Origin of the sequence: Luminiphilus sp. nBUS_16 (genome assembly GCF_051201645.1) — a bacterium.
GTDB lineage: Bacteria > Pseudomonadota > Gammaproteobacteria > Pseudomonadales > Halieaceae > Luminiphilus.
In genome coordinates this window covers 2136299-2157567 of sequence record NZ_CP179205.1, presented here as the reverse complement: position 1 = coordinate 2157567, position 21269 = coordinate 2136299, and the positions used below count along the sequence as shown (strand labels likewise).

Below are 21269 nucleotides of genomic sequence, written 5' to 3'. Positions count from 1 at the left end.
ATCGTAGAAGTGTCTGTAGTGCCTAGGTATTGTCGATGCCTTTGGCTTGTCTTTTTAAACGTCACCGTTACATTGATGGTATTGTTTTATCAGTATTGATTAAGGGATCTTTATGACCGCACGTGAGCCCATTACATTGCCCCTAGAGCTCGATCGACCGCCCAAGCAAGCTGAGCCTGCACTCAGGGGCGACTCTATCACTGCGGACCGTTACACCTCTAATGAATATCTGCAGCGCGAGCTAGAGCAGGTATGGCGTAGGGTTTGGAACATTGGGGGAGTGTCCTATCAAATGACGGAGCCCGGCGATTATCTGACGACTGAAATTGGTCATGAGTCGGTCATTTTAGTGCGGCAAGCCGACGGCAGCGCCAAGGCATTTCTCAACGTCTGTCCCCATCGCGGTACGCGAATTACTGATGCTGCTGAGGGTGCAGTCGAGCGATTTCACTGCCCTTATCACGGCTGGCAATTCGACTGGGAGGGCACTGTCGTTGCGGTGCCCGACGAGGAGGATTTTCGTGAGAGTCCCTGTGGTCGTGCGCGGCTGCATGAGGTTTTATGCTGTGAGCGCTTTGGCCTTATCTGGTACAACCTCGACGTAAAGGCCGTTCCATTAGAGGAGTTTTTAGGTGAGCAAATCACAAGAGAGCTCGACTCACATCGTATGGAAGCGATGGTGCGGGTGCTTGATATTACTGCGGACGCAGAGTCTAACTGGAAAATAATCACGGATAATTTTAACGAGGCTTACCACGTTAAAGTGCTTCATCCGGAGCTGATTCCTTACATCGCGGCGGATTATCAAGACTGTCAATTTGACCTTTTTCCCAGAGGCCATAACCGAGGGTGGTTTCCTGCTTTTATGCCGTCACAGCAATATGGTTCTGAACTTATCGGCGAGCCGCTTAAGACGATGGCTCAGGCTTGGGGAGTTGATAGTGATGACTATCAAGGAAGGGAAACATGGAGTGATCTTCGTATTTCGATACAGAAGTGCAAGCGTGAGTTGGGAGCTGAGCGGGGTTTTTTACATTACGCTTATCGGTCCAATTATCAGCTCACTGATTATGTGATCTACAACATTTTTCCCAATAACGTCATTACAGTAGGCCCTGATGGCGTACAGCTACTGAGACCGAGACCGCATCCGACACAAGCGGACCGCTGTTATTTTGATCACTGGTGGTTAGTGAACCGCGTCGATGGCCAAACGATGACACCATCACCCGCAGGGGGGCCTGATTTGCCGGTCACTGATGCTGAACATGAGTATGTTACGTACGGGGAGCAAACCCTTGGCACTACCGCAGATCAGGATTTGAGTATTGCTAAGGCTCAGCAAGCGGGCTTGGCATCGTCGGGGTTTCAGGGGTTTTGGATGCCAAACCAAGAGCGGCGAGTGCAAGCGTTTCACGAGCACCTTAACGATCTTATGGCTTCGCCCTAGCTAAACGTTTCAGCAAAGCCAGAGCGGTGTGGATCTGCATCCACACCGCGTTGATCCTAGAACTGTAGACGCTTGGTAAAGCCGCCGTCGAGCACCATGTTGGTCCCAGTTGTGAAGCCTGAGCGCGGGCTTGCTAGGAAGGCCACGGCATCGGCAACTTCTGCGGCACTGCCCATACGACCCATGGGAATAGCTGCGACTGTCCCTTCATAAATTTCGGGCATTGCCTGCTTAATGTTGTCCCAAGCTCCCCCATCAATAAACACGGGTCCCGGGCTGACCGAGTTGACTCGGATACCTTTGGGCGCCATATCCTGAGCGAGGTTGCCCGCGTAGTTGAGAAGGGCGGCTTTCACTGCGCTGTAGGGCACAGCGCCTGCAAAGGCTTCCAGGGCCGCCGTGGACGAGATAACGACAATGTTGCCCGCGTCGGACTTTTCTAGGTACGGTGTTACCTGCTGGACGCCGCGCCACGTAGCGAGCATGTCGACCTCAAAGTTTGCACGCCATCCGTCTTCTGAAGCATCTGCACCGCCAGCCGATACGTTGGAAACAAAAATATCGACGCCACCCAGGGTGGCGACACAGTGGTCCACCCAAGCTTGCATGGAATCCGCACTGGCGACGTCGACGGCAGCGCCTGCGACTTTAACGCCGTGGGCTTCGAGTTCACTGATGGCAGCTGTTACTTCTGCTTCATTACGGGCACAGATGCCGACATGGCAGCCCTCCGTAGCTAATCGCTCTGCAATTCCACGACCGATACCTTTGGTCGAACCGGTAATCAAGGCCACTTTTCCGTTGAGCTCTAGATCCATTGTATTTCTCCTGTTGGGGCTGACTTGTTATTAATAGTGGTTGAGTTCGCCGTGACTTACGCCTCTCGGCGCTGAATGAATTCTGCAATCAGTGCATCACGGTGTTGGGGCCAGCTTTCGAGTAAGGCGACACGCTTGAAATAGTGGCCTACTTTATACTCGTTGGTGGTTGCGATCCCACCATGCATTTGAATAGCTTCTTGGGTCACGTTACGCGCTGCTAAATCAACTTTAGCTTTTGCTGCCAGTGCCAGTGTTGAGGCATTTTCAGCCTGAGTATCCCATGCCCGGCAGGCCGCGAGCACCAGAGAGCGGGCTAATTCGGTTTGTATCAGCATATCTGCCATTCGGTGTTGCAGTGCTTGAAAGGACGACAGGGGCTGACCAAATTGCTCGCGCTGTCGAGTGTACTCGACGGTTGAATCTAAGGCGCCCTGCATAGCGCCGACGCCTTCTGCGGCAGCTACTAGCATGGCGCGGGTATAAAGTGCGTCAGTCGCTGCGTCTGCGTCAGCTCCCGACAATAAAATACAGCTCCCATCATAAGCCTGGTCAACAGAAATGTGCGCGCCTTGCCGTCCATCGTGGCTTTGATAAACCACTCGTGAAGTCCCTGATTGAGACAAATCAATTATCGCCCAGTGGTTTTGATTGCCGTGCTTAGTTGGCGCCAGAATGTGGCTAGCAGTGCCACCGGAGGGTACAAATTGAAGGTCTCCCCTCAGGCGGTCTTCCCCATCGACAGTATGTATGGTCAATGGCGCGGTGTTTCTCTGAGGAATAGTGGCAATTATGGAGCCGTCAATGATTCCCGGAAGGTATTGTGCTTTGGCAGTTTCGGATGCCGCCGCAATGACGCCTCCGGCAAGCACAGCAGATTCCAGCAAGGGTTCGCGAACAAGGTAATAGCCGAATGATTCTATAACCGGCGCGATATCAGCGAGTCCGAAGCCAAAGCCGTCAGCATCTTCAGGAGCAGTCATCGCTGCCCACCCCATGTCAGAGAAGGCCTGCCAGCGATCGAGGTCAATTGCGTGCCCGCTGTCTAGAGCGTTCTGCCTGCTGGCGAACTCATAATTTTCCCTGAGGTAGCGCTCTGCACTGTCCTGCAACATCTTTTGTTCATCAGTCACGGTTGAACCTCATCTGAATTTGACGGGTCATAGTCCCAACACCTTTTTGGCGATAATCGTGCGCTGTATCTCTGCAGTGCCGCCGTAGATGGTGGCGGCCCTGTTGTTAATGTATTCCGCCATGGCAGTGAGTGCGTGATCTGGAACTGGCGCATCACCCTCATAATAGGGGTCGAGTGCATCTAAACACTGAGGGCTTGCAGCTGGCCCGACTAAATCCATGCTTAGCTCATTGAGGCGCTGTCCCAGTTCAGTGCCTACAACTTTAACCAAAGAGGACAGTGCACCCGGATTGCCACCGGCCTCAACAGTCCCTTTGATTCTGAGTTCAGTTTGTTCCAACGCTATTGCGTCTATTTCCGCCTCAGCGAGCCGATGTCGAAAAACGGGGTCGTCTGCGCGGGTTTTTTCACCCCAAGGCGTGAGCTTGGTCTGGTCATGAATTTTGCGTAGCTGTTTTTTAACATCAATGGTGAAATTATGTCCGCCGCGCTCAAATTCCAGCAAAGACTTTGCCACTGACCATCCGTCATTTTCGGCGCCCAACAGGTTTGCGCAGGGGACCCTAACGGCGTCGAAGAAGACCTGACATTGCTCGACCTGACCGTCGAGGCTAACGATGGGTGTAATCGTAATGCCGGCAGTCTCAAGGTCGATAAGCAGAAAGCTGATACCCGCTTGGGGTTTCACGTCTTTATCTGTGCGCACAAGACAGAAAATTTGGTTGGCATGATGCGCCATGCTGGTCCATATTTTGGTGCCGTTAACGATGAAGTCGTCGCCGTCGCGAATGGCGCTGGTTTTCAACGATGCAAGGTCGGAGCCCGCGCCGGGCTCCGAATAGCCCTGACACCAGATATCCTCCCCCGACAGCATTCTTGGCAGGTAATGTTGCTTTTGTTCCTCGGTACCGTAATGCATCAGCATGGGGCCCAGCATTTGGATACCCATCATCACAACACTGGGTGCATTGGCGAGTTTGCACTCTTCCTGAAAGATGTAACGCTGCTGGATGTCCCAGCCGGGCCCTCCAAATTCGGAAGGCCAATCGGGTGCTATCCAACCTTGGGCGTGCAGTTTTTTCTGCCAAGCCAGCGCCGCCTTAAAATCTGAGAATACGGAGGTGGTTAGTTCGCCGGCTCGACGCAATTCCGGTGTAAGGGCTTCTGCTAAAAAATCTCTGACAGACTTTCGGAAATTTTCATAATCGATCATGAAGCTGCCTCGTTTTTTTGCCGTCTGCAGAAAAAAGTTGTTGCCTCATAGGCTGACCCCTTGCTGACGGATGCTTTGTCTCAATTTGTCTTTTTGAACTTTGCCTGAGGCTGTTTTGGGTAACGCAGAAAGCAACTCCAAATACTGTGGCCATTTCTGTTTGGCTAAGCCACTCGTTGCCAGAATCTCACGCAGGGTGTCCATGTCTACTTGAAATCCTGCCGCAGGCACAACACAAGCACCCACGCCTTCACCCAGGCGACTGTGGGGTACAGCAACAATTGCGACCTCTGCAATAGCGTTAGACAACAATAGGGTATCCTCAATTTCTCTAGCGGCTATATTTTCTCCGCCCCGGATAATGATGTCCTTTTTTCGATCGGAAATAATGAGCGCGCCTGTTGCGAGCAAACGGCCGATATCTCCGGTTCGAAAATAGCCCGATGGCGTAAAGGCCTCACGATTTTGTTCTTCATCACTATAGCCCAACATCATCGCGGGCCCTTTGGCCAAAATTTCTCCATCGATGTTTAAGCCCACATCAGTACCGTTGTCATCCACAATCATCACGTCGTAGTTGGCAACCTGACCGTCTGTCTCGGCGGCGAGATCTCTTTGAGCGGCTTCTAGAAAGCCCACTGTCACCAAGGGAACTTCGGTTGAGCCGTAAACGCGTACGGCGCGGCAATCATCAAGTGAATCCCAAGCTGAATGAATCAGGGCCGCAGGCACTGAGGCGCCGCCGCAGGCAAACAACCGAAAGCCCGGTAAGGTTTTACCCTGTTGCTGGCAGGCATCCACCAGCTCCTTGAGAAATGGCGTCGCGCTAACGCAAGCCGTGGCGCCATAAGCTTCAATCAGTTTGATGGCGTTGTTCACGTCCCACTGGGACATAAGCAGCGTTTTTGTGGGTGTAAAGAAGGGCATTTCCATACCATTGACGTAGCCCGTGATATGAGTCACTGGAGAGGGCATGAGCATGAGGTCTTGGTCTGTTAGCTGCCAGCCGTCGACGCCGTTATCAAGGGCGGCGTTGAGTGTGTTGTGGCTGTGACGTACCTGCTTGGGGTTACCGGTTGTCCCCGACGTGTAGAGCAGTATTTTGGTCTCATCTGGATCGGCTTGGGCGGGCTCTATGGGCTGATTTCTGCCGGATTCCAGTAGCTGATCGAAGGTTTCAAAGTTATCGGGTAGGTCTTGTGCTTCACCTAAATAAATGACCCGATGCAAGTTGGGGCAGTCTTTAATAAGCTGTTCCATCATGGCTACGTAATTAAAGCCCCGCAGCTCCGCAGGAATGAAAAGGGCTTGCGTTGCTGCATGGCGAAGGATGTAACCCACCTCTTTATTTCGGTATATCGGCACGATGGGATTTATAACGAATCCCCCAATAGCCGCGGCAACCATGACAATGACGGCAAATCGGCTGTTGGGAAGCTGAAAGCTTACTGTGTCGCCGGGATTAAGTCCTCGGGCGAGTAAGGCCGAGGCCAAGGCCGCACCGGACTCCCATGCTTCTCCGTAACTTATGCACGAGCCATCGTCAAAGCGTATAGCAATGTCATTAGGGCAATCCTGATACAGCTGCTGGGCTGCTCGAGCTAGCGTCGTATTACGATATGTGTTCCGAGACATGGAGCTCCTGTCGCGCTGTAACCTATTATTATTGCCACATTGGTTTTTGCTATTCGCTTCCCCAAGCGATGTAACACCCGCCTAAGGATATCTCAATCTGTACGAAGCAAACAAACAAGATTGTTTGTGTTGTCGATCGGTGGCATTGTGCCACTTGTTGATCGAAATTGCGCGGGGCGTTGCCGAGAGTGTTTACTCCTTGCCAGCGCGGGCGCCTGCAGGCCTGTCGAGTTTTGGCGCCGGCATTGGCGCCAGAATTGAAAACCAAGGAGATGTTTAAGCGATGTCTGATTTACCACAAGTCACCGTAACTTCCCGTGAGGGTGTGACGAGTGACATAGCGCAAAGCGCTGGGCAGGATACCTTGATGCAACTGCTCTTTGAAAACGACCTGGACGTAGAGGCAGCCTGCGGTGGTTGCGCATCTTGCGCTACCTGTCACGTTTATGTTTCCGAAGAATGGATGTCGCGCTTGCCGCCCCGTGAGCAAGTTGAAGATTTATTGCTCGCATATTCAGATCACTTTGATAAGGGACGCTCGCGCCTGAGCTGCCAAATAGCCATGACCCCTGAAATGAACGGTCTGACCTTGGAAATAGCTCCTGAGGAGTAAGCAAATCAAAGATCATTGCTTGCCCTGGTCGCCACAGGGGTACCGTTTTGGGTGGGTTTTAAGTTGACTACAGCTCGCAGAGGGTAGACTGGTTCGCCAACGGCACCTTGAGCATGGAGACTACGGTCGGGACTGCAGGAGTGTACGACTATAGGAAGAGGCGCGCTCGACAAACTTCGTCGCTGTTGCAATAAATTAAACGTAGGATGGCAGCCTACTTGTGGTGTCGATAAACCCCACGCCCAGGCGGCCCAAAAGCAATGTACTGACAAGGATCGATCAAACGACTATGCATACAGTGACAGAAAAATCGGAAGCCTTACTGGCGAGCCTAAAAGCGTTTATGGCCGAATTTATTTTCCCTAATGAAGTGGCTTATCGACATGCTTTGGCCTCAGCAGAAAATCGTTTTGCGGCGCTACCGCTGATCGATGAGCTGAAGCGTAAGGCGAGAGATCAGGGGCTTTGGAATTTGTTTGTGCCACCGGATCACGCTGAATTTAGCGAGCTGGGTGGCCTTAACTTTTTGGAATACGCCCCTTTGGCAGAGGAGATGGGGCGCGTCATTTGGTCCGCGGAGGTATTTAACTGCAATGCTCCCGATACGGGCAACATGGAAGTGTTCATGAACTTTGGCACCGAGGCGCAGAAAGCCGAGTGGTTGACCCCTTTACTGGCTGGCGAAATCCGATCTTCCTACGCTATGACAGAGCCTCAAGTTGCCTCCAGCGACGCCACCAATGTACAGCTGAGTATTCGCAGAGACGGCGACTCCTGGGTGCTAAATGGCAGGAAATGGTTTATCACCGGCGCCCTTTATGAGCGCTGCAAAATTCTCATCGTGATGGGCAAAAGTGATCCGGAGAACAGCAATCGTCACCTTCAGCAAAGCCAAGTTTTGGTGCCCAAAGACACGCCCGGGGTGAACATCATCAGGCCGCTTACGACACTGGGTTACGATGATGCGCCCTTGGGTCATGCAGAAATCGTTTTTGATGAAGTGAGGGTGCCGCTAGAAAATGTTTTGGCGGGAGAGGGTCGTGGTTTTGAAATTGCTCAGACGCGTTTGGCGCCGGGACGAATGCATCACTGCATGCGATTGATCGGGGCGGGGCAACAGGCTTTGGAAAATGCCTGTCAAAGAGTTACTGAGCGACAGACTTTCGGTCGGCCGCTCAGCAAGCATCAGTCGATCCGAGAGAATATTTCGAAGTGCTTCTCTGAAATAGAGATGGCACGTTTATTGGTTCAGAAAACCTGCTGGGCGATCGACAATCAGGGGGTAACAGCCTCAATTCCCATGATCGCAGCGACCAAGACAACAGTACCCGTCGTTATTCAGACGGTAATTGATCGTTGTATGCAAATGCATGGCGCCGGCGGTCTCACCGAAGACTGGTCTATGGCTGAGAATTTTAATTACGCGCGTTGGTGCCGCCAGGCAGATGGTCCTGACGAAGTCCACCAAATGGCGTTGGGCAAACAAATTATTGAGCGATTTTCCAATCAGTGACAGGGAATTAGATATGACAAACGACGAAAAAATAGCCATCGTAAACCAATTGTATGAAAGCTCAGCGGTAGGGGATTTCGATACTTGTGAAACCCTATTGACCGACGATTTTTTTATCGTAGAGGCCGCAGATACGCCTATGGCAGGCACCTTTACCGGCATCACAGCACTGCGTGACCTCTATGCTCAGGTGTTTGGCATGATTGAGGTTACTAACGTTGTGCGCACGGAAATCACCAGTGGTGGTGATTATGTAGTGACAATTCTCCATTTTGAATTTGCTGATGGTCTCGAGCCGGCGCATTTGTGTGAGCTGTTCAGGTTTCGCGATGGCAAGGTTTGTGAAATTAGGCCCTACTATTTTGATGCGGCACCGCTGAGAGCTGCACATGAGGCGTTTAAGGCCAAACAAGGGGGGTGACGGGGGAGCTTGCCGCATCGGTGCTAAAGGTGCGGTCTGTTTCCGAGGTTTGAGGGCTATGAGGGAGCGCCTGAGTCGTCGTGGCAGCAGGCACATCGGGCACAGTAAATTCCCCTCTGCACCAACCAGCTCCTTATGCGGTGAAGTCATACCGCGATGCGGCGAAGCCATTCGGTGTTGTCAGTTGCGGTTAATCCTTCGGGTAATACCAAACGGCGGAGGTGTAAGCTCGCTCTTGAAGCTTGCCCGTGTCCTCAGCAACTCGATTTTCTCCAAAGCGAATGGCATCAAAGGTAGTCCATCGTGGTGTTGGGATCTCCAGCACCCGCACGTAGTAGAAGGCGGCTTGCTGCGCATCAAAATCTGGGTCCCGCCATAACCCTTCGAGCTGGGCCGAGCCCTCGGTGTTGCTGTAGCTGGCTGTTGATAGGTTGGTCGTATCCTTCACCGGTTCGAATAGGCCGGTAGCCGAGTTTCTTGGGCGGTTACCCGAGGCGACAACGTCGTAAACCTTTTCCTGGTGTTCGCCATCAGAGTCCAGCCAGCCTTTAACTATTTGAATACGATCAAGGTGAGCGGCGTTCGGATCTTTTTGAGCTTTGATCATGAAGGTAGGGGCAAGGTTGGGGTCCTGAGCAGCTCGTAACTGACTGCCCATGGGAACGCCCTGTGCATACCCTTTGAGTGCCCACTGTGAGTCCTGAAGCGTGGATTCATCGAATTCCCAGCCGGCAAAAAAGCGCACTCGAATTCGGCTGCCGGTGGTTGCGTAAACTTCCTTACGAAGCATGGCATCAAATATCGCTTCGCGGGTGTTCTGGGCCGCCCAAACCCCGGCCAGCCCCGAGGAGACCATACGCCATATTTGTTGAAGTTGGCCTGCCATCTTTAGGGTGCTGCGACCGGGAGCCGGGCCATCATGAATAAACTTTCCAAAGTAATTGTCTTCTTCGGTGGTGCTGAGCGCGGTGTGGATATCGCTGGCGCCAATCATGCCAAAATCGAAGGGGTTCAGACCCAGTCGCTCACGGTGAGCAAGACCCAGCCCGAGTGCTGAGCGCGCATATTCAAAGGGCAGCATGTCGGGTTCTTTTGGGGTTGTGAGTGTGATGTTACCGTCGTCCCAAGTTTCAAAATCTGCGAAGGGGTCAGCCGGAGACAGGGCAGGGTGCGTTTCGGAATCCCCTTTCACTTGGGTCATCTCGTAGAGTGGCTCCCAATAGCGCCTTTGCTCGGCATAGTCACGATCAAGCGCTGCGCCGTTGTTGCGAATTGGAGAGAACATGCGGCCATTACTTAAATTGCCGTTGTGAGGAATCGCCATCGCCCGGCCGCCAGTGGTTATTTCGTAGTCTGCTAGTGCTGACCAGAGTGCCTCTGGGTCGGTACTGTCCTGAGCCGAAAAGGGAATCACCTGGCGAGTGCGATCCCAGCTATCACGAAACAGCACAACGCGGTGTAAGTTGTCACCGGTGACCATTGATGTCCATTCGTATCCGATTAATGTTGTGAATACGCCCGGGGTATAGGCCGCGTCTGCGGCTTTAATGCTGGAATGCCACGCACTTTCAACAAGCGGTTTTGGTGTGCGCAGTGCGGGTTCGGTACTTTGGATCGCATCAGAAAATAATTTGGCTAACTCAATATTTTTACCGTCCTGTAGCAGGTCGGCCATTTGCTGGCCTAATGGCCATCCATCTAGTTGGGAGTCGCGTTTTTCGAGCAGCGGAAAAACCCCGTGATATTCCGCGTGGTCGGTGACCGCAAGAAAATCTAGGGGAGCATGGAGTCGCGCAGTTTGTCCTAACTCATTAGTCACTGGCAGCCCCATTGCAAAGCGATAGGCCTGGTCAGGGCCCAGTCGCGAGCCCAGAGTAAAGGCATCTGCTGAGACGTTGGAGTGCAGGTGGGTGTCGCCCCACAACAGTCGCCGCTCATCGGTAGCCACTGGTGTGGAATAAACCACTTCGTTAGCATTTGAGCCAGAGGCTGATGCCAATACCTGAGTCGTGGTGGCGGCACTAAAAGCCAGCGTAATACAAATGGATAACAAACGCTGTTTGCAGAATCGCGGAGATACCGACTCTAACGTGGCAAACCCTGAGAAAAACTTAGATATCTGGCGCATTTTTGCGGGCCTCTTCGGCGGCGGCCAAGCTAGCCTGATCAACCGGTTCCATCGCCCACTGCAGGCCTCTTCGTAGCAGTTCATAGAATTGAGGTGTATCCCAAGCGCAACGTTCGATGTTGGGCCAGTAGTCCATTAGCGGCTGCATATCATAATGATGGCGGCAGTGACCAAGGGTTAGATACAACACGGCACCTTTGCCTTGTTCCTTGATGTAGAAGACAGGGTGTTTGGCCTTGTCCCAATGATCCTCTCGAAAGCCCGGCGCGTCGCCACCATATTCAGTTTCTAGGAGTACTTTGAGATCGCCAAAAGTTTGCATCAAGTACTGTTCATCAGTGGCTTGAAAGGACTCTAGGCCCGCCACCAGCGGGTGGTCAGTATCAGCAACTGTCACCGTGTAAGGCTCAATGGGCGGATGCGAGCGGAACATCGAGCCCAAAGTATCGACAAAAAGTGGCGCCCAATCGGGTGTCTCAAATATACCGTCTGACATCAGTCGGATAATGGAATTAGTGCCGTGAAGTGCATACCAGCGTCCACCTTCCTGAACCCAAGTTTTAAGGGCTTCTTGAGCGGGTAAGGAGGGCACTACGTTGCAGGTGTAGCTCACCAAAAAGTCAGCTTCTGCAAGGGCCTCAAGATTTTCATAATCCTCAAACACTCTTATCCGAACACGATCGAACTCGGCAAGGAGTTTAAGCAGTTCAAGACGGGCGAAATCGATATCATGCCAAGACCCGCTAGCCACCAGAATGCCATTGATGCGGCCAGCTGTTCGAGCTTCACTCATGAAGACCTCCTCAGGATTTAATATAGTTATCGAGGGTGGCGTGAAGGTGTCGTATTCGACTCTCCTGGTAGCTTGCTAAGCTAACGGTGCCTTTTTTGGACGCCTTCATGCCTCGTTGCACTGCGGGCAAATTGGCATCGTCCTGATCAAAAACAGGGCCTAACGCACCCAACTCGACTACCGACGAAAAAGGCTGATCCTCGGGAATAACGACGCACTCCGCTGGGTCTGGTCGTTCGCCACCCTCGGGATAGCGCAGAAGGATCATGACATCAAAAATGCAGCTGTGCGGGTCATCCCCATTGGGTAAAAACCGGTAAACAATATTGCCGTTGTAACCTACCCAAACTTGGAAGTTCGGAAACAAGCTGTAGAGGATTGCATCCTCTAGCTCTGCCATTGTGGCATCTGACAGATCCTGTCCAGAGGCTTCTTCAAACATCTCCCGATTCATATCGGCAACATAGCGACGGGCTGATATTCCCTCGGGCATCTCTACCCCTTCGTCACTATCTAGCGCCATGCGCCCCGAAAGTTTGAGAATGTCTCTAATAATGGCTTCGTCAGAGATATTTTCTAAGTGCGGGCTGTGCACGGCCATAGGGGTGACAGAGCGACTGACGTTGGCGCCGAAGGTGTCATATTGTGAGTTTTCATCGCCGGTGAAGGTTAAAATTTGTTGATGCGTTTCGAGAGTATGCCAAGACTCCATAAAAGCTTCAGCGCCAACCTTCCAGTTGCACTGCATAACCCGCTGCACGTGCACGCCTTTGAAATATTTTTCGAGTGGATAGCGAGAAAAGTGTTCAGGCATAACCTCCATATAGCTTTCGAGGGGCTCACAATCAGGGTCAAAGTTGATAAACACAAAGCCACCCCAGGTGGCGGTTTTTACTTCGGGAAGCGCCATGTCGCGATCAGCAAGATGATCAAAATCCCATTGACAAGGAATCCCTTGAAACTGCCCGTCAAGGTCCCAGGTCGCGCCATGAAAAGGGCAACGGAATTCGGTAACTGTTCCAGATTCATCGCGCAGACAGCGGCCCCGGTGGAGGCAGCTGTTTATAAACCCTCGAATGGCATGAGACGGGGTCCGGGTAATGATGACGCTATCATCGATGATGTTATAGACGTGATGATCACCCGGCTCGGCGATATCCTCTTCACGGCACACCATTTGCCAGACTTTGGGCCACATGCGTTCCTTTTCGAGGTCAAAAAAGTCCTGGCTGATATAGCGATCTACGGACAAGTCTTCGTCGCCCATAGATGGGTTGCTCTGAATTCGAAGGAACTCTGGCACTTCAACTGTTTCCTGATCTAGAAGATCCTGAAACGTTGTGCCCTTAAAGCGGCCGCCATCGCCCTGTTTTTTGTCTTCTGCCTTGTTCATAGAGCTCTCCTGATCAATCCGTTTTTATGACAAGCCTCTAGGTTGTCAGAATGTTGACCCCACTAATACCGGGGGCACCATATACATGGGTGTAACCTACTTTCGGCGCATTGGGAACCTGCCGTTTGCCCGCGGTGCCTCGCAGCTGATGGCAAATTTCATAAACCTGTCGCAGCCCGGAGGCACCGACGGGCTCGCCATTAGCCAAACAACCGCCGTCAGTATTAACCGGTAGCCTGCCATCAATCTCGGTGACACCCTCGCGCAGCCATTGCTCTTGCTCGCCATGTTCACAAAATCCGTTTTCCGCGAGATGCATGATCTCCGCCCCTACCTCGGTGTCCTGCAGCTGCGCGACATCAACATCGTCAGGGCCGATACCTGCAAACTCGAAAGCTGCGCGGGATGCTGTGACCGTAGGCGAGGGGGCAACGGCAGGTGCTTGGGATGGGCTGAACACTTCAAAACTTCCATAATGCCTGGATCGAACAACCGCGCTTTTTAACAGCACCGGGTTGTTAGTGTAGTTTTTAGCCATGTCAGCGCGACACAGCACGAGGGCACAGCCGCCTTCGGCGGGCGAACAGAACATATATTTATTGAGGGGTTCACTAACCATAGGTGCCTGCTCAATGTCTTCGGTCGTCAACGCCGTTTGTCGCCAAGCTGTTGGGGTAATAGAGCCATTGCGAAAGGCTTTCTCTGCTACCCGGACTAGAGTCTCGCGAGAGATACCATAATCGTGCATATAGCGCTGGATTTTCATGGCGAAATACTGGGTGGTTAGCATCAGCCCGGTTTCCCCGTACCAGTCATCGAGCCCCCAGTCTTTAGGTTGGGGATTAAACGCCCCGCGGGCATGCTTATCGAAACCGACCACAAGTCCCATATCATATTGGCCCGACTTAATGGCCGAATAAGCGGCATTCAAAGAGCTGCCGCCGGTGGCACAGCCGTTCCAGATGTTGGTAAATTGCAGGCCCGTTAAGCCCAGCAGGTTGACTAGAGAATCTGCGTTGCCACCGTCCTGACTTCCGCCAAAGGCAAATTCCATCGCTTTAAAATTGGTGCCTGCGTCGGCGATGGCTGCTCTAGCTGCGATTGCGCCTTGTTCTAGACCCGACAGGGCAGGGCTTCGGCCGAAGGGGTGTAATCCCAATCCAACAATGGCTACATCTGTCATAACGCCTCCGCGCTGCGAAATTGAAAGGTCATCAGTTGGTTGCCCTCGCCATCATCACGCACAGGAACGATCTCAAGCTTCATGGGAAGATCAATGCGCAAGGTATCCGTCGAATTTTCATGGAGTCTACTTTCAACCTTGATGCCGCAGGCGAGCTCTATGTAACCGACGCCGTAGGGGCAGAAGCTTTCAGGGGTTTCGTCAGTGTGGTATGGGGCTTTGGGCATAAAACTTTGTATCGTCCACGTCCAGAGGGTGCCCTTGTTGCCCAGCCCTACGATCTCCGTATGCTCACTGCTACAAGCGCGACAGCTAGACTGACTGGGAAAAGCATGCTCACCGCAATCGACGCACCGGCTACCCAATAATTCTGGCGCTGAGTCTGGCCAAGTGAACAAGCCAGGGTGGAGTGGTTTTTGCGGCAGCATTTTCGAACTCCCTTTGAGTGCTTAGCGTCGCCCAAATGTCTGTGTCTTCACCTTGCGCTGGTTGATGGCGCAGGTTGTTGCTCTTTCGACTTTGGCTAGGCACAAGTATTCTTGTTATGCATCTTTTTGATGGCGGCTTTATGGGGTGTCTTGGCCTCTGAGGCTTATCGCTGTCGGTTGCCACAGAACCCCTATGTGGCGATACTAGGAACGGAGATAAAAAAAAGCAAGCAGGTTTGTTTGCTATTTTCCGTCCAGTTATTGCGTTTCACTGCGCTTTATAGGATTCTCAAACTACTGCACCATCACCAATGGTAAGCCCTGCGAAAACGATTATGAGCAAAATGACAACTTCCCCGAGCCTGAGCGTAACAAAGCGCGCCAAAGTCTCGGCAGCGAAAAAAAAACCCACATCCCAAAATGGCGCGCGAGTGGGTGACGGTTGGCAAGCGGAGAAAAGTGCGCTGACGCGAAGGGCTATCCTCGAGGCGGCGGTGCGGTGCTTAGTAAACGAGGGCTACAACAAGACGACAACTGCAATGATTGCTGCCGAGGCTGGCGTTTCAAGGGGCGCAATGATGCATCACTTCTCGGCGAGAGCTGAAGTGATTAAAGTCGTCATCGCCTTTTTACATGAGCGGCGACTGGAGGAGTATCGCCAGTTGATGGGAGCGAAAAACATCTCCACAAAAATCACTAGGGCCGATGTGCGGCGGTCAGTGGAGGCAGCCTGGGAATATCATAACCTGCCGTCTTTTGTCGCTTATCAGGAACTGGTTTCTGCAGCTCGCACGGATGATGAGCTCGGTGAGGTTATCGAAGAGTTTGAAAAAGAATTCGAAAAGCAATTTCTGTTGACGGCCAAAACAGTCTTCCCCCAATGGCGGGGTGTTAAGTCTCTCCAAGCGGCTCATGATTTGGTGCATTTTGCTATGCATGGCATGGCCACCACCTATCGGTGCAGCAAAAGAAAGAAGCGGGCAGAGAGCATCATTGATTTGGTAACAGATCAGCTGGTATCAATATACAAGCTAGAGTCATAACGTCGTGGGTGTTCCACGGTAGGTCGACTCTGTCCTTCGGAAAGTGCAGTAACTTTTTGTATTCTTTGATGCATCACAGTAATTAATCGGAGTGCATATGTTTGGAAGTTTCTCTGGTGCCGGAAAAGTGGTTTCAATTGTTGGGGCAGGGTCCCCGGGCAACATGGGGCAGGTTATGGCCCGTCGTTTTGCCGAGACGGGCGCAAAGGTCGTGGTATCTGGTCGTCGCACTGACGTTCTCGCCGACCTAGCGACATCTATCGATGGTGATTGGGTCCCTTGTGATTTTTGCGACCGTGCTTCCATTGGCCATATGGTGAAAGAAGTTCAGGAGCGTCATGGCGCCATTGATGTGGCGATAAATGCCACCGGTTGGGGGCTACTCAACGGGTTTTGTGAGACTTCTGAAGAGGAGCTCGATCGTATGGTTGACCTTCAGTTCAAAGGTCCGTTCATCTGGTTGCAGCGCTTGGTTGAGGTCATGTCACGTCAGGAGCAGGGCTGTATTATTCAAATTTCCTCCGCTACTGCAAAGATCATGTTGGATAATCACGCAGCCTACATGGGAACCAAGGCGGGTATTGATCACGTCATTCGCACTGTCGCTAATGAGTTTGGCACTAAGGGTATTAGGGCCAACACGATTTCACCGGGGCTTACTGATACGCCGATGACCGCCGACGCACTGCAAAGCCCAGCTTTGGCGAAAGCTTTCGCACAGTGTTACCCCTTGGAACGCTATGGCACCTCAGATGATATTGCCGCAGCGGCGCTGTTCTTGGCCAGCGATGACTGCTTCATGACAGGGGAAAATCTACAGGTAAATGGCGGCTTATGCTTGCGTCGCAATCCTCGTGCTCACGAACTGGAAGAGGCGATGATAGCGGCGGGCGAGATCCCTGCGCCAGACTAGATTTTTCAGTAACTAATAATCTTTAAGATAAGGGAGAGTTCATCATGGGATTACTAAGCGGCAAAGTTTGTCTGGTAACAGGTGCAGCTTCAAATCCAGGGCTAGGGCATGCGATAGCACATTGTTTTGGTGCCGAGGGTGCCACCGTTATTGCGACTGATGTCGACCTTGATGGTGCCAATGCCACCGCTGAAAGCATTAACGCAGCGGGAGGCTCAGCGACGGCTTGGCGACAGGATGTCACAGACCCCGAGGGTTGGCAGGCTACCATGGGCCGTATCAGGGACAATCACGGGCGCCTTGATACGCTTGTTAACAACGCGGGTATCGCGGTCCTCAAAAAGTTAGAAGACATTACGCTCGAAGACTATAACCGCCAGATGGTGGTGAATATGACTAGCTTGTTTTTAGGTACGCAATCCGCCGTTGCGATGATGAGAGAAACTGGCACGAAGGGATCTATTATCAACATGTCGTCGGTAGCGGCATTGGTGGGCGTGATCGGTGTCAGTGCTTACGCAGCGAGTAAAGGTGGCGTTCTCGGCTTTACAAAGGCGGTGGCGGCGGAGACCGCTGCTGAAGGGATACGCTGTAATACGATCCATCCCGGCATGATTGCGACCAATATGAATGTGCAAGCCTCATCAGAAAATACGGATGAATACGATTCCTTAGTGTCGGTAATTCCGATGGGTTATATGGGGGCTCCAAAGACAATTGGTGACGCGGCGTTGTTTTTGGCGAGCGATCTGTCGGCTTACATCACTGGAACACAATTGGTGGTTGATGGTGGCTTGATCAACCAATGAAGGATGGCTTGTCTAGGTCCCTTGCCGGCGTTTTTGGCGGCAGCGGCGGGGGTTGCCGTTGTAATTATTTGGAGAGCCAATGAAAGATTTTGAGGATCATCTAGAAATTCGCGCTCTATTAGAGCGCTACTGCGATGGCGTGAACCAACGCGATGCTGCAATTTGGGGAAATACCTGGGCGGAAAACGCGGTCTGGGAGTTGCCTCATCTGGAGATGTCCGGCATCACCGGCCGGGATAACATTGTTGCGGCATGGTTGGACGCCATGCAGCTTTTTCCTTTCGTCAATATGATGGCACAACCGGGGTTCATCTCCATTGAAGGGGACCATGCGGTCATGCGCAGCTACACCAGTGAAGTTGCCGTTATGCAGGACGGCACTCAAATTGAGCCAAGAGGTGAGTACGAAGATGAATGCATCCGTGAGAACGGGGAGTGGAAATTTTCACTACGTCGCTTTCGAGTGTTGCATGGGGAATAGGTCTGGCAGTTGGTGTCCGCGCTCTCTGTAACCTAAACGCCGGGCAGGCCGGCGGTAGACCCCCCGTCAATCACTAGCTCAGAGCCGGTCATGAAGCGCGAGTCATCGGAGCCCAAGTAAATCAAAAGGTTTACGACCTCTTCCATTTGACCTAGACGGCCCATGGGCGCGATGCCCTCGAGCATGGACCGAGCGGCTGACGGATCGGGAGCGCCGTTAATGGCGCCCTCGATAAGCGGTGTTCCGATAACGCCGGGGTGAATGGTGTTGACCCGAATGTTGGTGTTTTCTTTGGCGAGATGGACGGCGCTCGACTTTGCCAGTAAACGCATAGCACCTTTAGTCGTCGAATAAGTGACGTCGCCCGCCAGCGCTAAAATACCGTTGATCGAGCTATTGAGAATAATAGAGCCACCTGGTCCCTCGGGGTTACCGCGCATCAGCTCTGCGGCGGCCTTAATCGTCATCATGGGGCCAGTCAGGTTGATATCGATCAGATTTTGCCAGGCCTCCGGCGTTACATCTTCGATGTTGCTATCCCCCGCGTTGGTGCCGGCGTTGGCGAACGCGATGTCGAGGCGACCAAACTTGTTTTTAACGACTTCCTTTACCGCTGACCAGCCAGGAATATCTTGGACGGCGTGACGAATAAACTCAGCGCCTGTTGCTGCAGAAATAGCACCACCGGCTTCGGCGTTGTTGCCAGTAAACACGACACCCGAGGCGCCTTCAGCCATGAAGCGCTCCACAGCAGCCTTACCGATGCCGTTCGTTCCGCCCGTGATCAACGCCACTTTCCCAGCGAGTTTGTCGCCCATAAATCCGCCCCTGCCTGCGCTGGTAGCCGGATTGGCTTGCTGCGCACTGGTATTACATGGATAGTCGCTGCATTACTTACCAGTAATGAGCAACCCAAGCGCAGGGTATTTAAGCAACAAGAAAAAAGCAAGCATGCTTGACTTTTTATGGAGGCACTTCTAGCCTCAGGCACATAAGTAAACGGTGGCGGAGTGTAGTTGGCACGCCGGGACACCGTTCGATGAATAACTTCGGAATGAGTCGGGAGTCGGCAATGGAAAGGCACGCACTTTATAATCAGATGGCAGCCCGATTGCGCGATCACGTCGCCAATGGGACCACCGACTATGCAGCCGATACACTGCGGGTTCCTGCGACGCAGTACACCGACGCAGATGTTTGGCAAAAAGAAATGGATGGGGTCTTCAAGAGTCTGCCAATTTTAGTGGGACTCTCACATGAAATTCCCGAAAAGGGAGACTTCAAAACTCTCGATATTTTAGGCACGCCTTTGCTGATCTGCCGGCAAGCCGATGGCTCCGCCAAGGTTCTGATGAACGTGTGCAGTCATCGGGGAATGATTCTCGAATCCAGACCATCAGGCAATAAAAAGACATTCAGCTGTCCCTATCATGCCTGGACCTATGGCGGTGATGGTCGCCTGAGAGGTGTCGCCGACATGGTTAAGTTTGGTGAAGATTGTCGAGGTGACCGAGACCTCGTCGCCTTTCCCTGCCACGAGGAGGGTGGGCTCATCTTTGCTGTTCTCGATCCTACGTCGGAGTGTGATATTCGCGGTTTTCTCGGCGAGATGATGAGCGACGTTGGAGAGAAGCATTTTGAGGATTGGCACTATGTTGGCCAGCGGGTGATTCATGGTGCCAACTGGAAGGTTGCCCTTGATGGTTATTTGGAGGGTTATCACTTCCAAGCTGCGCATCCGGAAACGATTGCGCCTAGAACCTATACCAACATCATGGCGTTTGAGGCTTATGGACCACATATGCTGGTGGGCTATCCAGCCAAGACGATTGAAAAATTAAAAGACATCCCTGTGGATGAGCTTTGGCAGCATGAAAACGATGGTTACGATTTTATCCGCCTATTTTTCCCAAATGTGTCGATCTTCGTGGCTCCTGAGATTACCCAAATTGCGCAGCTGATTCCTGGCCCTGGGCCTCTGGAAAATACAACAGTGCTGCACTTTATTCATCATACGAAGCCGAAGGATGCAGAGGAAAATGCAGCTTTGGAGCAAATGGCCGATTGGCTTATGCAGGTTGTAGACGAGGAAGATTATCAGGTGGGTTTGCAAGTGCAGCGAGGGTTGCAGTCGGGCCACTTGGCAGATGTAATTTTTGGCAAAAACGAAAGTGGTAACCAGTTTGCCCATCGGTGTATTCAATATTACGCCGAGGGCGGTGAGGGTGAACTTCCCAGTCTTTAAAAAAATCGGGGGGAGGTTTACTCCCCCAAACGGCTAGACCTTGACCATCAATTTTCCGTCATTCTTACCTTCAAAAAGCAAATTGTAGGCGTCAAGAGTGTTTTCAAAGCCGTCGACGATATGCTCCTTAAACTTAAGCTGTCCTGAGTTAATCCACTCGGAGATTTGTGCCTGTCCTTCGGGAAAGTCGGCGAGATAGTCGCTGATAAGGTAGCCCTGAACGGTCACACTTCTAGCCAGCACCTGCCACCAGTTGTAGGGCCCAGGGACGGGTTCGGTAGCGTTGTAATTGCTAATGCTGCCACAGAAGACAATAGTGGCATCTTTATTCAGGTTCATCAGCGCGGCATCCAATATCTCGCCGCCGACGTTATCGAAAAACAGGTCCACCCCCTCAGGGCAAGCTTTTCGAATCGCTTGCTCCATATCACCGCAGGTTTTGTAGTTGATGCAGTCATCAAAGCCCAGCTCGTCAGTCACCCATTGGCATTTCTCATCGCTGCCAGCTATGCCGACAACGCGCTGTCCCAGAATTTTGCCAATTTGCCCGCCAATTGACCCCACGGCTCCCGCTGCCGCACTCATCAGCAACGTTTGCCCTGCAGCCGCTTTGCCGGCTCGTAACAGGCCAAAGTAGGGTGTCAGGCCAACAGCGCCCAGAGCGCTTAGATAGTAGTGAGCAGGAAAGGGGCTGTCTGGGGGTATGACAGAGAAGTAGGCCGCAGGCACCACGCCATGAGTTTCCCAGCCACCCGTTCCGACCACAAGGTCACCGGCAGCGAAGCCGTCTGCTTCGCTCTGCAATACCTTGCCAACGACCGATGAACGCACGGAGTCCCCGATAGGGATAGGGGGTAAATAGTTAGGAACTTCTGACATCCATCCTCTGATTGCGGGGTCCATAGAAAAATAGAGGCATTCAATGAGCAAATGTTCGTCTGGCACATGGTCAATAGTGCGTGTTTCGATATCGACTTCGCTTCGGTCAGGCACTCCTTGAGGGCGCGCTTTAAGGGTCCACTGTTGCTTTTTCATCGGTAGCACGGCGTGTTTGC

20 protein-coding genes are annotated in these 21269 nt (G+C 52.4%); 9 read left to right on the top strand and 11 right to left on the bottom strand.

Translation table 11 applies throughout. The features are described 5' to 3' along the window. Positions 1-112 precede the first annotated feature (112 nt). Positions 113-1450 (top strand): aromatic ring-hydroxylating oxygenase subunit alpha, encoded by a 1338-nt coding sequence (locus ACMAY6_RS09590; RefSeq protein WP_435211338.1) that lies wholly within the window; start codon positions 113-115, stop codon positions 1448-1450. Between the two features lie 56 nt (positions 1451-1506). Here ACMAY6_RS09590 and ACMAY6_RS09585 read toward each other — a convergent pair whose 3' ends face one another. From ACMAY6_RS09585 to ACMAY6_RS09570, 4 genes are read right to left on the bottom strand one after another with little or no spacing between them, the layout of a single operon-like run. Then, positions 1507-2268: an SDR family NAD(P)-dependent oxidoreductase gene (locus ACMAY6_RS09585; protein WP_435211336.1), complete on the bottom strand. Its 762-nt coding sequence runs from the start codon at positions 2266-2268 to the stop codon at positions 1507-1509. A gap of 56 nt (positions 2269-2324) precedes the next feature. Beyond that, positions 2325-3401 carry an acyl-CoA dehydrogenase family protein gene (locus ACMAY6_RS09580; RefSeq protein WP_435211334.1) on the bottom strand — a complete coding sequence of 359 codons (1077 nt, stop codon included), beginning with the start codon at positions 3399-3401 and terminating at the stop codon, positions 2325-2327. Positions 3402-3428: 27 nt separating this feature from the next. After that, positions 3429-4616, bottom strand: coding sequence for an acyl-CoA dehydrogenase family protein (locus ACMAY6_RS09575; protein WP_435211333.1), 1188 nt, complete (start codon positions 4614-4616; stop codon positions 3429-3431). Positions 4617-4661: 45 nt separating this feature from the next. Further along, positions 4662-6251, bottom strand: a complete 1590-nt coding sequence (locus tag ACMAY6_RS09570; RefSeq protein ID WP_435211331.1) for an AMP-binding protein — start codon at positions 6249-6251, stop codon at positions 4662-4664. 283 nt (positions 6252-6534) lie between these two features. Here ACMAY6_RS09570 and ACMAY6_RS09565 point away from each other — a divergent pair, with 283 nt between their 5' ends. The 3 genes from ACMAY6_RS09565 to ACMAY6_RS09555 all read left to right on the top strand — a co-directional run bounded on the left by ACMAY6_RS09565 (position 6535) and on the right by ACMAY6_RS09555 (position 8798). Next, the gene (locus ACMAY6_RS09565) at positions 6535-6864 is read left to right on the top strand and encodes a 2Fe-2S iron-sulfur cluster-binding protein (RefSeq protein WP_435211329.1); all 330 of its coding nucleotides are present in this window, start codon (positions 6535-6537) and stop codon (positions 6862-6864) included. Between the two features lie 289 nt (positions 6865-7153). After that, positions 7154-8377: an acyl-CoA dehydrogenase family protein gene (locus ACMAY6_RS09560; protein ID WP_435211327.1), complete on the top strand. Its 1224-nt coding sequence runs from the start codon at positions 7154-7156 to the stop codon at positions 8375-8377. A gap of 13 nt (positions 8378-8390) precedes the next feature. After that, entirely contained in the window at positions 8391-8798 is a 408-nt protein-coding gene (locus ACMAY6_RS09555; protein WP_435211325.1) for a nuclear transport factor 2 family protein, read from the top strand. A 190-nt stretch (positions 8799-8988) separates the two neighbouring features. Here the strand turns inward: ACMAY6_RS09555 and ACMAY6_RS09550 are convergent, their stop codons facing one another. From ACMAY6_RS09550 to ACMAY6_RS09530, 5 genes are read right to left on the bottom strand one after another with little or no spacing between them, the layout of a single operon-like run. After that, the gene (locus ACMAY6_RS09550) at positions 8989-10926 is read right to left on the bottom strand and encodes a DUF3604 domain-containing protein (protein ID WP_435211324.1); all 1938 of its coding nucleotides are present in this window, start codon (positions 10924-10926) and stop codon (positions 8989-8991) included. Beyond that, a complete protein-coding gene (locus ACMAY6_RS09545; protein WP_435211322.1) occupies positions 10910-11719 on the bottom strand; it encodes a ThuA domain-containing protein in 810 nt (269 codons plus the stop codon). The genes ACMAY6_RS09550 and ACMAY6_RS09545 overlap by 17 nt, the downstream gene beginning before the upstream one ends. Before the next feature lie 10 nt (positions 11720-11729). Further along, on the bottom strand, positions 11730-13112 hold the full coding sequence (locus tag ACMAY6_RS09540; RefSeq protein ID WP_435211320.1) for an aromatic ring-hydroxylating oxygenase subunit alpha: 1383 nt from the start codon (positions 13110-13112) through the stop codon (positions 11730-11732). A gap of 37 nt (positions 13113-13149) precedes the next feature. Then, the gene (locus ACMAY6_RS09535) at positions 13150-14295 is read right to left on the bottom strand and encodes a thiolase family protein (protein WP_435211318.1); all 1146 of its coding nucleotides are present in this window, start codon (positions 14293-14295) and stop codon (positions 13150-13152) included. Continuing rightward, complete coding sequence (locus ACMAY6_RS09530; protein WP_435211316.1) at positions 14292-14723, bottom strand: Zn-ribbon domain-containing OB-fold protein; 432 nt, start codon at positions 14721-14723, stop codon at positions 14292-14294. Before ACMAY6_RS09530 ends, ACMAY6_RS09535 begins: the two co-directional genes overlap by 4 nt. A gap of 335 nt (positions 14724-15058) precedes the next feature. Between ACMAY6_RS09530 and ACMAY6_RS09525 the strand changes: the two genes are divergently transcribed. The 4 genes from ACMAY6_RS09525 to ACMAY6_RS09510 all read left to right on the top strand — a co-directional run bounded on the left by ACMAY6_RS09525 (position 15059) and on the right by ACMAY6_RS09510 (position 17969). Beyond that, the gene (locus ACMAY6_RS09525) at positions 15059-15766 is read left to right on the top strand and encodes a TetR/AcrR family transcriptional regulator (protein ID WP_435211314.1); all 708 of its coding nucleotides are present in this window, start codon (positions 15059-15061) and stop codon (positions 15764-15766) included. 97 nt (positions 15767-15863) lie between these two features. Beyond that, positions 15864-16679 carry an SDR family NAD(P)-dependent oxidoreductase gene (locus ACMAY6_RS09520; protein ID WP_435211312.1) on the top strand — a complete coding sequence of 272 codons (816 nt, stop codon included), beginning with the start codon at positions 15864-15866 and terminating at the stop codon, positions 16677-16679. 44 nt (positions 16680-16723) lie between these two features. Beyond that, positions 16724-17488 carry an SDR family NAD(P)-dependent oxidoreductase gene (locus ACMAY6_RS09515; RefSeq protein ID WP_435211310.1) on the top strand — a complete coding sequence of 255 codons (765 nt, stop codon included), beginning with the start codon at positions 16724-16726 and terminating at the stop codon, positions 17486-17488. Positions 17489-17567: 79 nt separating this feature from the next. After that, positions 17568-17969: a nuclear transport factor 2 family protein gene (locus ACMAY6_RS09510; protein WP_435211308.1), complete on the top strand. Its 402-nt coding sequence runs from the start codon at positions 17568-17570 to the stop codon at positions 17967-17969. Between the two features lie 32 nt (positions 17970-18001). Here the strand turns inward: ACMAY6_RS09510 and ACMAY6_RS09505 are convergent, their stop codons facing one another. Further along, on the bottom strand, positions 18002-18787 hold the full coding sequence (locus tag ACMAY6_RS09505; protein WP_435211306.1) for an SDR family oxidoreductase: 786 nt from the start codon (positions 18785-18787) through the stop codon (positions 18002-18004). 221 nt (positions 18788-19008) lie between these two features. On the opposite strand from ACMAY6_RS09505, the gene ACMAY6_RS09500 reads away from it, so the two are divergent. Continuing rightward, entirely contained in the window at positions 19009-20214 is a 1206-nt protein-coding gene (locus ACMAY6_RS09500) for an aromatic ring-hydroxylating oxygenase subunit alpha (RefSeq protein WP_435211305.1), read from the top strand. A 33-nt stretch (positions 20215-20247) separates the two neighbouring features. Here the strand turns inward: ACMAY6_RS09500 and ACMAY6_RS09495 are convergent, their stop codons facing one another. Continuing rightward, positions 20248-21249 (bottom strand): NADP-dependent oxidoreductase, encoded by a 1002-nt coding sequence (locus ACMAY6_RS09495; protein WP_435211303.1) that lies wholly within the window; start codon positions 21247-21249, stop codon positions 20248-20250. Between the last annotated feature and the right edge of the window lie 20 nt (positions 21250-21269).